This is a genomic window from Polynucleobacter sp. 31A-FELB, assembly GCF_018882405.1.
GTDB lineage: Bacteria > Pseudomonadota > Gammaproteobacteria > Burkholderiales > Burkholderiaceae > Polynucleobacter.
Map to the genome: position 1 here is coordinate 1 of NZ_JACVOO010000022.1, position 15,696 is coordinate 15,696.

Here is a 15,696-nt window from a genome sequence, read left to right on the forward strand (position 1 = left end):
TTCAACTACCTGTTTGACTGCCTCTAACTTGAACTCTTCAGTAAACCGTCTTCTTGTACTCATGACACACCTCCTAATAGACTAAATATTAGGCTAGAAAGTGTCTATAGAAGTGGTAGCGATTCAGTGAAAGTGTTTTTGCACTTGAGGATGTCAAATCCCAGGGCAACAGTTTTCAATACCAAGTTGAGTACTGCCAATCGAGAGTTGTATTGAATAGCCTTAAAGACGCGACCCAATGCCACTATGGGTCGCAATATTCACCACTTAACTCTAACTTTGGAGAATCTGCCCGCTGGATACGGATACAAATACAAAGTGATCGGGCAAACACAGAATCATTTGCGATCCGAGTGGGGCCCTACTTTCTAAAAGAAATTGAATTATTTCGATTAACGGCCAAAGCATGGATTTCCGAACAAGCGGGTAGCAGACTCTCAGGGAGCCAGCTTCATGGCAATATTGGTGGCTACCTTTTTCTGATGCCACCAAGCCCAGAAAATATGAACACTTACTATTTAAAAGTAAGGGCATCGAGCCTAACTCATATTGCCGTATCAGCACATCCTTGGCCAAATTCAAACTTACGAAGCTCTGAACATCTCCTGGGGATTGGCGCTCAAATTGGCATCTTAATAGCTATTTTTGCCTTTTCTCTTGTGAGTCTTGGTTTGAGCCCATCAACCGTCATGGCTAGATTTAGCGTATCAGTTGCCAATCTCATTCTTTGCTTGTTATCTGGAAGTGGGATTTTGGCAATTTACCTTTTTCCACAAGAGCCTTTATTAAATGAGCTTATCTTTAATTGGGCTTTGTGCCTACGACTAGGTTTATGGATTTGGGTGTCGCAAGCATTCTTAACTACCTATAAAACTCCAAACTGGTACAAGACCTCGTGTTGGGCAATTTTTTGCTTAGTGGGTATATCAATGATGCTTATTGGTATTGGTAAATCAAACATCTCCAATGGATTGATGCTAACAGGAATCATTTTGGCGCCAATTATCCAAATCATCGCCATCATTAACACACCAAATATGAGGCGCTCATTTCAAACAGCATTAATTTCTGGATTCTGCATTTCAATTATCTTAATAATCTTGGCCATTCTCGCAGTGTTGTTCCCCATTCAAAATAATAGTCAGGCCCCCATCTACCTATCCCGTCTTGCTGATTTTGTAAACCCACTAGTGATGTTATCGATCATTGTTTTTCAAAACCGCCTTGTACGCACCGAATTAACGGAGGTAAAGACGGCTCTTACGGAAACCCAGTTACGCTCTGAATATGAAGGAAAGCTTTTAAAGGATCGTAGAACGTTGATTGATATGCTGGCCCATGAGCTAAAAAATCCCTTGGCATCTATCGGCCTTGCCATCGACAGCTTGAGTCAATCTATTGATACCAACAATGCGCATGACCAAAGACGTCTAAAAAATATCAATCGATCCATATTAAATATGGATGGCATTATTGAGCGATGCAACTTAATGAATCTGATCGACCAAAAATCATTACCGCTAAGTTCATCTGAAATTTATTTACGCACATTTATTTGTGAGACCATTGAGAATCTACACTGTGATCAGCAGGTGTATATAGATATTCCGAATGATTTGATCATCAATACAGACCCTCAATTTCTCCAAATTATCTTAAGCAACCTAATAGAAAATGGCTTGAAGTATTCACCCACAAGCTGCAAATTAAGAATTGTCGCAAGACCATTTACTGCGGATCATCATCGACATATCCGCATCACGATTTCGAACCCAGTCCAACAAGATTTGGCTCCAGATCCACAATCAGTATTTCAGCGTTTTTATAGGCACCCATTGGCGCAAAAAACCAGGGGCTCTGGCCTAGGTTTATATATATGCAAAGAGCTATGCACTCTACTTGGCGGCCAAATTGAATATCAATACATTAACAATGAAGCCATTTTTGTGATTGAGCTACCCCAATGAAGCCTGCGATAAATCAAATCAAGATTGCCATCATTGAAGATGATGTCATTTTGCGAGAAGAGTTAAGTCAATTTTTACAATCCCATCATTTTATCGTCCATGAAGTAAATAATGGGCTCTCTCTGGGTGACCTGCTTCTTAATAAATCTATCGATGTCATTATTTTGGATCTCAACTTACCAGGTCAATCTGGCTTTGAAATTGCCAAATCAGTTCGTGCAACATATCCTCAAATTGGGATTGCGATGCTTACGGCACGTACCGCGCTAGTAGATCGTATTAAGAGTTATGAATATGGGGCAGATATTTACCTCCCTAAACCAACGCCCCCGCAAGAACTACTTGCTGCAATCAATAGTCTAGCTAGGCGTATTGGCGATACCAAGCCTGATGGCTGGGTTTTGCATGCTCAATCGGGCCAATTGATTTCACCAAATGATGAAAATACCATCCAATTGATTGCGGTAGAAATGCTGCTACTCAAAGCCTTAGCTCAAGCACCAAACCATTCATTGGAGTCAGAGAGTATTTGCGAGATTCTTTCAGAACAATTAGCAATGGAGACCATGACAAAGCGCTCTTTAGAAAATATTATTAGCCGACTTAGAAAAAAAATTCAGCCAGCCCTAGATGGCTCGGAGCGTCGAATTATCCATTCAGTATGGGGCACTGGCTATCAGCTTTACCTACCCATATCCATCACCAACAGTTAAAACAAAACTTTTAAACTTATCCCAACAGCGTTATAGAGTGTTCGATTGTTGTATGGGATTTTCATAAAGTTTTGGGTATAAGTATATTGATTACTTCCTATGCCATAGTTTGCTCCCAGCCACACTTGATTGGCAATTGGGCGACTAAGCTCCAAGTTACCTGAATACAAATAGGATGGGGCCGCATACCCAGAAGTCATCAAAATTGAAGGGAAACGTGTCACGCCAACTGATGCGTTAATTACATACTCACCCATTGTCTTTGAGACCAGCCCCGTTACTGAAGGGGCGCCACCGTAGCCTGCATCATTCGTTGCTTCATTAACGGTAAGGCTACCCTGCCAGTCACTTGAGCCAATAAAGATAGCGCTAGCCCCCAAGTTGTAAGTGCTAACGCCGGCCCTGACACCAAGATTAGGTTGCACACTACCAAGCACTTTCAATAACATCCAATCATTGATAGCCCATAACTTGGCTCCAGACAAAACTGGATTTTTAAATCCCTGTGTTGCCGCATTGGTATTAAGTGGATTGGTAACGACAGTTTGCACGTAAAGATCAGATATTCCGACAGCAAAACTGTTGGGTAAACCTATAGAAATCTTTTGAAAGAAATTATTATTTATTGAGGTAGCGGAATTTTTTAATACGGGTGAGTTAATTGTGTAATTAGTTCGAATATTGTCAATATTTGAATCCCACTCAACCTGATAAGGATTCAGAAAAAAAGATGGCGAATATGGCGATAGTTCATCAGCAAATGCCCATGAAGATGCCATCAAGCAAGCGATAAAACTGAGGTGGCTTTTTAAACTGAGAGTCATATTGGGTAGAGCTGTCTTGAATTGAACAATCAACGTATCAGCCACAAGACCAATAGGCATCAAATATACAGAATTTCGAACTTTGATACGGATAAATTACTGCGACCAACGATTTTTTGGGGTTAAAGCTAATCTTTATCTTCTAAAGACCGTTATTGGCCGATATGAGACTTTGGGCCAGTTTCTAGCGTTAGGCAGCTGCCGACCCAAAGCAGATGATCAGAGCAAAGAAAAACCGCCCAAATGAACTGACCCACAAAAGTTGGACAGTTTGATTAGGTTAGCACGAGGGATTGAGTTCGGTATTGCACCGGACTTAATCCCTTTAGCTTTTCTTTGATTCGATCGTGGTTGTAGTAGTGGATGTATTCCTTAAGTTCAGTCTTAAAAGATTGGACGCTGTCAAACTTCTTTTGGTAGAAGAACTCCGTTTTCATAATTCCAAACCAGTTCTCCATAACCGCATTATCTAAGCAGTTGCCCTTCCTAGACATGCTTTGAGTTAGGCCTTGCTCTTTTAAGGTCCGCTGATAAAACCCCATTTGATATTGCCAGCCCTGATCTGAGTGCAACATCGGTTGCTCGCTTTTACTTAACCTTTTAAAGGCACTTTGGAGCATCCGCATCACCATGCTAATCTGAGGCCTGTCAGTAATCGTATAAGAGATGATCTCTTGGTTATATAAATCTAAGATGGGGGATAGGTAAACCTTCTCACCTTTGATATTGAACTCAGTCACATCTGTCACCCACTTCTGGTTGGGCTGCTTAGCTACAAATTGACGCTCCAGTAGATTGGGGGCTGCCTTACCAATAGAGCCTTTATAAGACTGGTAGCGCTTAGGTCTAACGGTTGACTTGAGTCCTAACTGACCCATGAGTCTTTGCACAGTTTTGGGGTCAAGGTGGCGCTGCTGATTGCGCAACTCTAGATGAACTCGTCGATATCCATAGCGACCTTTATGAGCATGGAAGATCGTATTAATCTGTATTTTGACCTCTAGATGGCGCTCCGCTTTACTACCAGCGCTTAGCTGGTAGTAATAAACGCTTTTCGGCATCTGAGCGACCCCGAGAATGATTTGTAATGGGTACTGCTGCCTTAACTCAGTAATTACTTGGACCTGTTCTTGTTTGCCAAGTGCTTTTGCTGGGCTAAGGCTTCGAGCTTTTTTAAGTAATCAGTCTCCACCCTGCGGTACTCAAGCTCTTGCATGAGCTCTTCTGGAGTCATCTGCGTTACCGGTTTATTGGTAGGGACAAACGGTTTGAAGGGTTTGGGCATCGGCACTCGTCCTTTAGGCTTGGCTTGCAAGGCTGCAATACCACCTTCATTGTAGAGTTTTTGCCAAACTGTAATCACACTGCCATCTGGGATATTAAAGTGCGCTGCGGCAGCTCGTAGCGATACTTCATGAGCTTTAACGTATTGAATAACGGACTTCTTGAACTCGGGAGTGTAGTGCTGATAAACCCTCTTTTTTAGACTAGAGAGTCCGTTCGATTGATAGCTTAGAGTCCATTTACGAATGTCAGAGGTATTGATCTCATACAAATGAGCAAGCCGCCTTTGGCCGCCTGACTTTAAATACTCTTTAACTACTTTTAGCTTGAACTGCGGACTGTATTTGCTCATAAAACTGAACCCCCTTGGTTGGACTTGGCGTCCAACTTTTAGGGGTCAGTTCAAAAGGCGGTCTTACTTTATGCACTATTTGGTAAGCTAGTTATTGCGCAAAAGGCTCTAGATCACCAGGCTTACGTAGCATCTTATTGACCTCATCTAAATGTAGCTCCTCTTGAACAATCATCTCTCTTGCATACTCTTCAAGCAATACCGAATGGATTTCTTCAGCTACTTTAAGTAGGTCGTAGTAAGCTGTTAAAGCTACTTTTTCATGCGCAAGGCTTTCACGCAGAATATCACCAATATCGTGCTGCTCTGTTTCAAGCAATGCACCAATTTTGAGAGATGGATGCCCGCCCAATAAAGTAACCAACTCTCCGGCCTTGTGGGCGTGAGCAAGACTTTCATCAGCATTTCCTTTTAGCCAAGAAACAATCGGAATGCGGTTGTAGCCATAAACCATTAAAGAGTAATGGGTATATTTCACGACCCCAGCCAACTCCAATTCCATGATTTTGTTTAAAGCCTTAATTGCTATTTCATTACTCATAACTGATCCTTTTCACAATAATTTTTACACTCTAATTTGCATAACTTATTTAGATTAGATTGCCCAAGCGCTAAAGGCAATGAAAATATTGATGTCGCTACCTCCAACCACCATACCCCATCGGCATACCACCCATCTCAACTGAGGTGGCAACGTTATTAATCGCCTGGGCCTCTCGTCTTCTAGCCAATACATCTTCTCTTTGATTTGCTGCTTCAAGATCCTTTTGAAGATCTGGAGCATCAGTAGGTCTTCTAATCAAAATTTGGTAATTTCCATCAAGCCCCTTGCATAAAGGGGTTACTGGAGACGAGGCAACAGCCCCACTCGCCCAATGCGCTGTAAATGGGGGCGCACCATAACAGCCATCCTCCGCCAGCGGAAGGGTTTTGCTTATGTCTGGGTTTAAATGGATCACGTATGGTGAAACACCTAAGGTTTGCTTATCGCTACTAATTAAAGCGCCTTCTGGAGTCGAATGGACAACGATTGTGCCTGTGCATGCCCCCAGTAGAGTTATAGCTGCAATGTTGAGTGCGAGGGTTTTTAGCATTTTGATTTCCTAATGGGTTGAAATAGCTTCTTAAAGCTCTATACATCTGACCACATGCGCATGAGGTTGTGATACACCCCGGTCAAGCGAATGACCTCTGGAGTGCCATCCTTTACTTTGCGCAATTGATAAATGGCGTTATCAAGATCATAAAGAACTCGGCGCTGATCATCTCCGCGAATCATGCTCTCGGTCCAGAAAAAACAAGAAATCCGGGCGCCCTTAGTTACTGGCTCTACCCTATGAACAGATGATCCTGGATACATCACCATGTCACCAGCTGCAAACTTAATTCTCTGCTCTCCAAAAGTATCCTCAACCACTAACTCGCCGCCCTCATATTCGCTTGGATCTGTCAGAAATAAGGTGCAGGAAATGTCTGTTCGAACGTGCTTTCCACTCGCAGCATGAGTTCTCACCGCATTATCAATATGATTGCCAAATTGATTATTTGAACCTTCATACTTATTGAACAATGGAGGGTAAATCTTCTTAGGAAGAGCGCCGGTAAGATACTCTGCGTTTCCTGATAGGGCCTCTAAAACAATAGCGCGAGCCTTTTGAGACTCAGTACCATCTTCAGGTAACTGGAAATTCTTCTTAGCTTTAGCCGACTGCGTACCCGCAGTAATTGATCCATCAGCCCAATTGGCGCTATCAATAATTTTGCGAACTTCAGATAGCTGGGACTTAGATAACACCTTAGGCACATGCAGCAACATATTCTCTCCGAGATAAATTAAAAACGAACAACTGCCTGTAGCTGATACGACCTTAAGGTGCCAGGAATTGCAAAGCCGCCATTAACATATACAGACTCATAGTTGGTCGTATTTAATAAGTTCATCACATTTAACTTTAAAGAGTACTCTTTGATGTCGTACTGCAACATAGCATCTACACGAGCATACGCAGGAACTTGATTAGCTGTAATAGGCCCCGTGCCGGTGCTTAAACCATAAACCTGTCTTTGGCCAACCCCAAATACTCCGCCCCCAACCTTCCAATTTTGAGCAACCTTATAGGTTGTCCAAACGTTGTATGTATAGGCAGGAGCATTACGCGATCTCATGCCAACTAAGTTAGGATTTTGGCGAGTAGTCCCACTATAGCCTTGATCATCAATAATAGAGCTCATTAATGCTCCACCACTAAAAATATCCCACTTATCGGTAATACTCCCAGTAAGCTCAAGCTCAAACCCATTGGTATGTCTTTTTACTGAATCGATTGAGCTAGTACTGTTAATGTCGGTATTACGCTCCCATTTTTTCACCGCCTGATAAAGAGCTGCTCTTAATGCCAGACCATCATCCGTTACGTTCCACTTAGCACCCAACTCGCTTACTGCACTTCGCTCGGCCGGGTAGCCGGTTCCAGCCGAAAGTTGATATAAGTCAGCTGTTGGATTAAATGAGTCACTCCATGTGAGGTAGTAATTGGAATTTAAAGTGGGTTGATACAAGAGTCCCGCTCTATAACTTTGCTCACCAAAATTTAAATTTGCCTGGCGCGAAGGGCCAAATGTAGTTGCACTACCTGGGGCCTGGTAATTAGCCCTCAAGGAGTCATACCGAATGCCGCCCATTACTTTCCAGCCGGTATAAACCTCGACCATATCTTGAGCATAAATAGAAGCGGTATTACCCTTGTAATTTACTTGACTTGATGGTGTTTTAACCTGATTACCATAACCATATTTACAGGTATCACGAACAATGACATTATTGCGAATCACGTCAGCAGTACAACCAGTAGTATCGTAGGAATATCGCTCGGCATTCTCGTTGTATACCTCAACGCCAGTCAATAACTCATGTCCGATCGACCCAGTTGAGAACCGCTTATTAAAGTCTGACTGGAAAGCAAACGTTGATTCCTCCCCGCCGCGCGGATTGGCTAGGGCAAGAGCTGTTACTGGAAGAACTGAGCGACCCTTATTAGACCAAAGCGAGCGGTCATAATGAGAGTAACGAATCTTGGTATTCAGGGAGGTATCTTTATCAAAAGTATATTGCTGGGACAAAGTAGTCAACTGGGTTGTGTTTTTCTCGTAATCTTGATTCGTGCCACTAAAACCTGTAGCGGTATTTAAGGGCTTCCCATTGACAAATCCAACACCAAAGTCTGGAGTATTGTTGGTATCGAGATAGTAGTAACTTAGGGAAACCTGATTATCAGTGCCAATACCGTACGTAACTGTTGGAGCAAAACCAAGTGTTTTATTTTGAACTACATCCCGCGAACTCTTGGCATCTTGAGCAACTGCATTTAATCGAAATGCAGTACTACTTTCTTGATTCAGCACAACGTTCATATCAGCAGTCCCGCGATAGTAGTCATAACTACCAGCTGTCACTGCGGCATTACTCTTATTCATCAGAAATGGTGTTTTAGTCACCTCATTGATAACCCCACCAGCTTGACCGCGACCGAACAACATGGAGGCCGCACCCCTGAGCACATCAACCTGAGTGACGTTGAAGAGGTCACGGTTGTATTGGGCTGTGTCTCTAATTCCATCAACATATAAGTCTCCAAAGCTATAAAAACCACGGATATTCATGTTGTCACCAATACGGCCGCCCTCACCCGCATTGAAAGTTAATCCCGGTACGTTTCGTAAGCCATCTTTTAAGGTAGTTGCATTTTGATCTTCCAGCAATCCTTCTGGAATAACGGTAATGGCCTGTGGAATATCAGATATTTCCTGAGTAATCTTTCCAATGTTGCTGTAATTTCGGTTGTAGCGATTTGACTCTTCATCGTATTTTGCCTTTACTTCAACCTGCCCCATGGACTTGGTTTCTGGAATGACCGTTTGCGCAAAAGCTACTTGACTTGAGCTCACCATAATCATTGCTACCGCAGCGCCTAGAGTTGCCCGAGATGATTGTGGCTCATTTAAGCGTTGATTTCTTTTGACGTTCTTTTTTCTCACAACAAATCCAATCTAATAAACATTAGTTAATTTCAATTGGCTTGCTGCATCGCGTGGGAATTACCCCATGTACGGCTGGCTACTATTTTTTAATACAAAATTCTTTTAACGACTCATCCCCGGAACATTTCTATAAACTTCGCTAGGGGTTACTGCATTTTGCTCATTCATCAAGTTCTGATTTACTGCGGTACTTGCATCAATGCTAATTTCATCCCCAGTTAAATTACCTCCCGATCCTACCTGTTTAGAGGAGGCGCATCCGCCAAGACCCCACATAAGCGTTAAAACGCAGGAATAGATTCCGACCTTGGTCATTTCCTGTTTATTTGGTAATTAAGAGCTTGCCAAATTTCGTTGCACGCAAGCAGTAAGTTGTGCCCTCATGCTCTATTAGCAAACTTTGAGAATCGCCAAACAACTCTTTGCTATTTACCTTCCGGGTAGCCATTTCTGGATCTTGTCTATCTAGCCGAATAATTCTTGGTGCCAGACTAGATGGGAGATTATTTTTTGTAATGCTAGCCATTATTTACCTGGGCTGGTTACAAAGCCCACTTTCTCAATACCAGCACCATTGGCAAGGCTCATTGCTTTAGCAACATGGTCGTACTCCACCTTCTTATCACCATAAATATGCAAGACTGGTTGGGGGCTGGCCTTAGATGCTTGCTGCAACTGTTCGTTAAGCTCTTTTTCAGTTAGCTTTTTCTTATCCAGGATATAACCTCCAGATTGATCAATATTTAAACTTAAAATCTCTGGCTTATTCTCTTGAGGCTTACTGGACGCTTGAGGTAAATTCACCTCAACAGCATGTTTTAAAACTGGTGCAGTAATCATGAAAATAATCAGGAGAACCAGCATGACATCCACAAATGGCGTCATATTGATCTCACTCATAAAGTGCTCTTCTTGGCTATCAAAGGATCCAAAGCTCATTTCAATTCTCCAAAATTACTCTGTAAAGGCTTTTTCAGAATTTGAGCGCTGAAATCCAGCAACATAAAACGCCCGTAAGTCATACGCGAATCTATTTAATCTATTTAAAATAAATTGATTGCCGCGAAGCAGTGCGTTGTAACCCAGCACCGCTGGAATAGCTACTGCTAAACCGAAGGCAGTCATTACAAGTGCCTCACCTACTGGGCCAGCCACCTTATCAATACTAGACATACCGCTATCGCTAATTGTGATCAGCGCTTGGTAAATTCCCCATACCGTTCCAAATAAACCAACAAAAGGTGCCGTAGATCCAATAGAGGCCAACACGATTAATCCAGAACCAAAGCGCTCCTTTACATCGTCAATCGCATTTCGCAGACTACTGGTAATCCAGTCGTTTAAATCCAAAGAGTCATGCAAATGCTTCTCGGTATTCCGATGGTGGCGCATGGCATTTTGCCCCTCCAGAGCAAGAGACTTAAAGGGATTGGCATCCTGGTCACTAGACTCAAGGGCCTCAAGAGCATTATTGAGATTGGGGCTATGCCAAAAATCATGTAATTGCTTAGACTGCTGTTTTGCTTTGTAAATCATCATTGCTTTTACGACCATCACCGTCCAAGAGGCAATCGACATCCCCAGCAAAATGATTGCCGTTAACTGAATAACGAATCCGCCCTCAACCCATAAATTAACCAAACTCAAACCTGAATTCATATCACTACTCCAAAATAAATTTAACTGGTAACTCGTAGCACATCGGTATTGGGGTGCCACCCTTTTTTGCTGGAATAAATTTCCATTGCTTTACTGTCTGTAGTGCAACTTGGTCAAGCCGCGAGAAACCTGATCCTTGTTTCAAATCGAGGCTATCTAAAGATCCATTGGCACCAATACAAGCCTTTAAAAGAACTAAACCCTGTTCCCGCAGTTTTTTGCTAATTGCTGGGTAAGGTGGCTTCGGATTATTTAATTCAGAGGCGTCAGAGTTGGGCATGGAAACCGGTGCAGATGCTAACGCCCCTTCTGATTTCGCTTCGCTTGTTTTTTCTTTTACAAGATCACTATCCTTGGTTGTTTTTTCCTTATCCAATTTTTTATCTTTGGGCTTTACATGAACCGATGGGGTAATGGCCATTGATTCTCGGTCAATTATTTGCGCCATCATTAAAATGGGCTCTGCTTTTCTCGAGTAATTGAATGCCAACATAATTAGCGCCAGTGGAATAACAGCATGCATCACCGCCACCCCAATCCCGGCCTTCTTATAGGTAATTTCGCCTAAAGATATAAACATGACGTTGATTACTTGTAACCAACCTGGTCCAAGAGTTTCTGAGCAGCAATTTGATTCTTACCAATTGCTGATACAGAAACCTTCTCCGACTGAAAAGTGCCTAGGGCTTTGAGCGCTGAATTGTCCACCTTGACTGATTGGACTGCTGGCCACTCGTTATTACCATTAGCGAAGTACTCTTGAGCCGAGTCACTCGCTAAATATTCCAGAAATTGAATCGCCTCTTTTGGGTGTGGGGCATTACGAGCCATGCCGCCACCAGAGATATTGATATGTACCCCGCCAGCCCCCTGGTTTGGCCAAACAAAGCCCACCTTAGAGATGGCAGTCATGTCATCAGGCTTATCGGATTGCATCATGCGAGCAAAGTAGTATGAGTTTGTCAAAGCAACGCCACACTCTCCTGAGGCTACTGCTTTAATTTGATCTGTATCGCCACCCCTTGGAGACCGAGCCATATTGGCTACCATGCCTTTTGCCCAAGTCTCGGTGGCTGCCAGGCCGTCTCTTTCAATTAATGCGCCCACAAGTGAAAGCATATATGGATGAGCACCAGATCGAGTGCAGACCTTCCCTTTGTTATTCGGGTCTGCTAGCTTTTCGTAAGTATCTACATCAGCCTTTTTGACGGTGGCCTTGTTGTAAACAATAACGCGGGCACGAGTAGAGAATCCATACCAAGGTGTTCCACTCGCCTCGGTATTAGCCCTCAAGTTGAGGGGAATCCGCTCATCAAGGTACTTTGACTTAGTTGGCGCAAACATGTTGTGCATTTGAGCCCTCCACAAGCGAGCAGCATCAACGAGCAATATGACATCAGCCTGACTTTTATCGCCCTCACTTTTTATGCGCTCCAAAATACCGTTGTCATCCGCTTCGATACGATTAATCTTGATCCCTGTCTTTTTGGTGAAGTCGGTATACAAAGCTTCGTCAGTTTGGTAATGACGAGCTGAATATAGATTTAATTCTTTGACAGGCTCTGCGGCATACACATTCGCACCAAAGATACCCAGCAACAACAAGCTACCTACCAATAGTTTTCTTGAATTCACTCTTCTAGCCTTTTGTTTGATATTGATCATCATTTTTGTTGAATTTTAAGAATTCTACATCATAATGAGAATCATTATTGTTTAGGAATAATTCTCAACTAAAGATGGAGATCCCAGTGAAATCAAATCAATTAACCTCAGGAGCCCTTGCAATGGTCTTGAATTACCAGAAAACAGGCTGCGAAATGGCAGCAAAGCAAGCGATTATTGCCCTCAATGCCCTTATCGATTCCAAGGAAATTCCTGCTGAACTAATTGAACAAGCGCTGGTGACTATTGAAGATCTGGACAGGGCACACTGTTAGAGTTAGAAAATTTTGACCGTTAGCGGCACAAACTGGGCTTCAGATAGCGCTCCTAGGATGGACTGCTTATGGCCGATAGGGGTCATTAGCTGGATCGACGGATAATCAATCCGATGAACATTGAATGACTGCTATCAACCTTGATTTCAACCCGTCGATGCAACAGATTGAGCAAAACGTTCTGCCGGTGTTTGATAGTTTAGTGTTTTTCTAGGGCGTTCATTTAATTGTCTTGCTACAGCATTGAGTTTTGCTTGTGAGTAATTGGCCAGGCTCATTCCTTTTGGGAAGTACTGTCTTAATAGCCCATTGGTATTTTCATTAGACCCTCGTTGCCATGGATGCTGAGGATCACAAAAGTACACTTGCACATCGGTAGCTAGAGTAAAGCGTTTGTGCTGAGCCATCTCCGAGCCGCGATCCCACGTTAAGGATTTATACAGCTCTTGCGGTAACTTGCGGGCATGCTTGATAAGTGCATTAACCACTGTCTCGCTGTCTTTACGAGCCACCTTGACTAGCATCACATAACGGGTTTGGCGCTCTACGAGAGTGGCGATCTGACTATTGGCATCTCCATAAAGTAGATCGCCTTCCCAATGACCGGGAACAGCGCGATCTTCCACCTCAGCTGGGCGCTCTCTAATAGGGATGGCATCCTTGATGCTGCCTAGATCCCGATCTTTCAGGGTGTGATGACGTGAGCGGCGCATGATGCGAGTACGTCGTAAGTGCTGTGTGAGCTCTTTCTTTAAGGCCCCACGGGCTTGGATGAACAGGCTTCGGTAGATCGTCTCGTGTGACACTTGATAGTCCTCCTGATCTGGATAAGTCTGTTTTAGCCAACCGGCAATCTGCTGTGGCGACCAGTAGTGCTGCAGTTTGTCTGCCACCAGATGCGCCAGGGCTTTATTCAAGACTAGTTTACAAGTCTGAGGACGCTGCGCTCGATCCCAGGCAGACTGGTCTGATTGATTTGCTCGATAACTCTCTGGATCACCATTACGGCCAATCTCACGACTAATCGTGGAAGGTGATCTACCTAACTCAGTGGCAATCGATCTCATAGATTGACCGCTTGCTAGGCCGCGTGAGATGGCTTCACGTTCAGCTAAGGTCAACGCTAGTTTGGATCGAGTTCGGGGTGGCGGTCTAATGCCGCCAGTTTGCACAAAGATGCCTTGTATGGACGAATGATTGCGATCAAATAACTGGGCAATCTGCTGGAGAGAATCTCCTTTTTTCCAGCGCTCCCACATTAAATCCTTCTGGGTGGCTGTGTAATAGATTCGAGGTCGTTGTTTCATGAGCAACACTCCTTGCGCTTACGCAGTTAGTAGTGTGTTGCATCGACGGGTTGAAATCAAGACCCAAAGCAGACTTTGACAGACACAGCCTCCGCAATAACCGTTAAGAATCAAAAGCTAACATTAGCGGATAGGGATCAATAAAAAAAATAATATCAAAAAAAAACCACCCGAAGGTGGCGTAAAGTCATGTTACTAAATTATGATTGTTCAATATTATTCAGCCGTAATACTGGCGTCCTTGATCACTTTCCCCCAGAAGTCATACTCTTTCTTGGTAAATGTTGCTAATTGAGCCGGCGTCATTTGTTCAACAAAAGTTCCAGAGTCTTCGGCCTTCTTTTGAATTTCAGGACGCGCAAGGATTTTATTGACCTCCGCATTGATCTTCTTGATTACGCTTGGAGGAGTACCTGCAGGTGCATATAAGGCAAACCAAGAATCAAGATTGAAGTTCTTGATACCCTGCTCGGTTGCTGTGGGTACATTTGGTAACGCACTCAGTCTAGTCTGACTGGTAACGGCTAAGGCCTTTAACTTATCACCCTTAATTTGCCCAATCACGGAAGCTGGAGTGGTAATAAATAAATCTACTTGACCAGCCATAAGATCTTGCACTGCTGGGCCCGCACCTTTGTATGGAATATGTGCCATACGGACCCCAGTAATTTGCTTTAATAACTCTCCGGCAATATGCTGAATTGATCCATTCCCTGAAGAGGCGTAATTTAATTTACCTGGATTAGCTTTGGCATATGCCGTTAACTCCTTCAAATCACTTACCGGTAAACCAGGAGTCGCAACAATAACCTGAGGCGCTTTGGTTAAAAAAGCTATTGGCGCAAAATCTTTAATGGGGTCAGGCGCCTTTTTAAATAAATGGGGGTTTCCCACTTGGTAACCACTATAAGCAACCAAAAAAGTATAGCCATCAGGCTTAGCTAGCGCTACTGCTTGTCCGCCAATATTACCGGATGCTCCACCTTTGTTTTCAACTACGACCGGCTGACCCAATACTTTAGATAGTGGATCTGCAATTAAACGGGCTGTGAAATCTGTAGTACCACCAGGTGCACTGGGGACAATTAATGTGATTGGTCTATTAGGATAGCCCTCTTGAGCAAAACCTGTTAAAGCCGAACCCATAAGCGAAATAGCCATGAGGTTTTTAATAAAGAAACGTTTGTTCATTCTTATCTCCTATTTAAATCGTTAAATTAATTCAGATATCTCAATTAGGTTTTGATCTGGATCCCGCACATATACGGAATTGATTTTTTGTGTAGCACCGGTCCGCACAACCGGCCCCTCAATAATTGGCCAGCCTTCATTTATTAGCTTTTCAATCACTTTCTCAAGCGGGCGATCAGCTATAAAACAAAGGTCAAGCGAACCAGGTGTGGGTATGTCCGCCTTTGGTTCAAACTCTTTACCCTTAATATGAAGATTAATTTTTTGATTGCCGAATTTAAATGCTTTTCTTTCTACGGGTGGCGTACCTCCAATGAAAGATTCAAGCTTCATCCCAAGAATGCGGGTGTAAAAATCGACACATTCAGCCTCCTTGGCTGTTGTAAGAACTAAATGGTCTAGGTGATCAATCATGCTTACC

19 protein-coding genes are annotated in these 15,696 nt (G+C 43.3%); 3 read left to right on the forward strand and 16 right to left on the reverse strand.

The genetic code is table 11. The features are described from left to right. The coding region (locus ICN30_RS11795; protein WP_223146557.1) for a transposase at positions 1-63 on the reverse strand (63 nt) is incomplete at its 3' end. Between the two features lie 149 nt (positions 64-212). On the opposite strand from ICN30_RS11795, the gene ICN30_RS10555 reads away from it, so the two are divergent. Next, complete coding sequence (locus ICN30_RS10555) at positions 213-1,967, forward strand: ATP-binding protein (RefSeq protein WP_216275528.1); 1,755 nt, start codon at positions 213-215, stop codon at positions 1,965-1,967. Beyond that, positions 1,964-2,680, forward strand: a complete 717-nt coding sequence (locus tag ICN30_RS10560; protein WP_216275529.1) for a response regulator transcription factor — start codon at positions 1,964-1,966, stop codon at positions 2,678-2,680. Before ICN30_RS10555 ends, ICN30_RS10560 begins: the two co-directional genes overlap by 4 nt. On the opposite strand, the gene ICN30_RS10565 is transcribed toward ICN30_RS10560, so the two are convergent. The 12 genes from ICN30_RS10565 to ICN30_RS10620 all read right to left on the reverse strand — a co-directional run bounded on the left by ICN30_RS10565 (position 2,677) and on the right by ICN30_RS10620 (position 12,505). Beyond that, a complete protein-coding gene (locus ICN30_RS10565; RefSeq protein ID WP_216275530.1) occupies positions 2,677-3,564 on the reverse strand; it encodes a hypothetical protein in 888 nt (295 codons plus the stop codon). The genes ICN30_RS10560 and ICN30_RS10565 overlap by 4 nt on opposite strands. Positions 3,565-3,779: 215 nt before the next feature. Continuing rightward, positions 3,780-5,140 (reverse strand): IS3 family transposase gene (locus ICN30_RS10570; protein ID WP_216275532.1). Its coding sequence is split into 2 segments (ribosomal slippage): positions 3,780-4,681 and positions 4,681-5,140, totalling 1,362 coding nucleotides; the frame shifts between segments, so codons are not numbered across the junction. Positions 5,141-5,231: 91 nt separating this feature from the next. Continuing rightward, the gene (locus tag ICN30_RS10575) at positions 5,232-5,681 is read right to left on the reverse strand and encodes a bacterioferritin (protein WP_216275534.1); all 450 of its coding nucleotides are present in this window, start codon (positions 5,679-5,681) and stop codon (positions 5,232-5,234) included. A gap of 97 nt (positions 5,682-5,778) precedes the next feature. Beyond that, positions 5,779-6,234, reverse strand: a complete 456-nt coding sequence (locus tag ICN30_RS10580; protein WP_216275536.1) for a hypothetical protein — start codon at positions 6,232-6,234, stop codon at positions 5,779-5,781. Positions 6,235-6,272: 38 nt separating this feature from the next. Continuing rightward, positions 6,273-6,956 (reverse strand): Fe2+-dependent dioxygenase, encoded by a 684-nt coding sequence (locus tag ICN30_RS10585; RefSeq protein WP_216275538.1) that lies wholly within the window; start codon positions 6,954-6,956, stop codon positions 6,273-6,275. A 17-nt stretch (positions 6,957-6,973) separates the two neighbouring features. Beyond that, entirely contained in the window at positions 6,974-9,175 is a 2,202-nt protein-coding gene (locus ICN30_RS10590) for a TonB-dependent receptor domain-containing protein (protein ID WP_216275540.1), read from the reverse strand. Between the two features lie 105 nt (positions 9,176-9,280). Then, positions 9,281-9,493 (reverse strand): hypothetical protein, encoded by a 213-nt coding sequence (locus tag ICN30_RS10595; RefSeq protein WP_216275543.1) that lies wholly within the window; start codon positions 9,491-9,493, stop codon positions 9,281-9,283. Positions 9,494-9,500: 7 nt separating this feature from the next. After that, on the reverse strand, positions 9,501-9,704 hold the full coding sequence (gene hemP / locus ICN30_RS10600) for a hemin uptake protein HemP (protein WP_216275545.1): 204 nt from the start codon (positions 9,702-9,704) through the stop codon (positions 9,501-9,503). Then, positions 9,704-10,117 carry a biopolymer transporter ExbD gene (locus tag ICN30_RS10605; RefSeq protein ID WP_216275547.1) on the reverse strand — a complete coding sequence of 138 codons (414 nt, stop codon included), beginning with the start codon at positions 10,115-10,117 and terminating at the stop codon, positions 9,704-9,706. The genes hemP and ICN30_RS10605 overlap by 1 nt, the downstream gene beginning before the upstream one ends. A 15-nt stretch (positions 10,118-10,132) precedes the next feature. Then, the gene (locus tag ICN30_RS10610; RefSeq protein ID WP_216275548.1) at positions 10,133-10,837 is read right to left on the reverse strand and encodes a MotA/TolQ/ExbB proton channel family protein; all 705 of its coding nucleotides are present in this window, start codon (positions 10,835-10,837) and stop codon (positions 10,133-10,135) included. Between the two features lie 4 nt (positions 10,838-10,841). Next, positions 10,842-11,417, reverse strand: coding sequence for an energy transducer TonB (locus tag ICN30_RS10615; RefSeq protein ID WP_216275550.1), 576 nt, complete (start codon positions 11,415-11,417; stop codon positions 10,842-10,844). 8 nt (positions 11,418-11,425) lie between these two features. After that, complete coding sequence (locus tag ICN30_RS10620; protein WP_255533219.1) at positions 11,426-12,505, reverse strand: extracellular solute-binding protein; 1,080 nt, start codon at positions 12,503-12,505, stop codon at positions 11,426-11,428. A gap of 83 nt (positions 12,506-12,588) precedes the next feature. Here ICN30_RS10620 and ICN30_RS10625 point away from each other — a divergent pair, with 83 nt between their 5' ends. Then, on the forward strand, positions 12,589-12,777 hold the full coding sequence (locus ICN30_RS10625; protein WP_216275552.1) for a hypothetical protein: 189 nt from the start codon (positions 12,589-12,591) through the stop codon (positions 12,775-12,777). 146 nt (positions 12,778-12,923) lie between these two features. On the opposite strand, the gene ICN30_RS10630 is transcribed toward ICN30_RS10625, so the two are convergent. From ICN30_RS10630 to ICN30_RS10640, 3 genes are all read right to left on the reverse strand, one after another. Then, positions 12,924-14,084 carry an IS30 family transposase gene (locus ICN30_RS10630; protein ID WP_216275554.1) on the reverse strand — a complete coding sequence of 387 codons (1,161 nt, stop codon included), beginning with the start codon at positions 14,082-14,084 and terminating at the stop codon, positions 12,924-12,926. 216 nt (positions 14,085-14,300) lie between these two features. After that, complete coding sequence (locus ICN30_RS10635; RefSeq protein WP_255533220.1) at positions 14,301-15,275, reverse strand: tripartite tricarboxylate transporter substrate binding protein; 975 nt, start codon at positions 15,273-15,275, stop codon at positions 14,301-14,303. Between the two features lie 21 nt (positions 15,276-15,296). Next, positions 15,297-15,689 carry a VOC family protein gene (locus tag ICN30_RS10640; RefSeq protein WP_216275555.1) on the reverse strand — a complete coding sequence of 131 codons (393 nt, stop codon included), beginning with the start codon at positions 15,687-15,689 and terminating at the stop codon, positions 15,297-15,299. Positions 15,690-15,696: the final 7 nt, after the last annotated feature.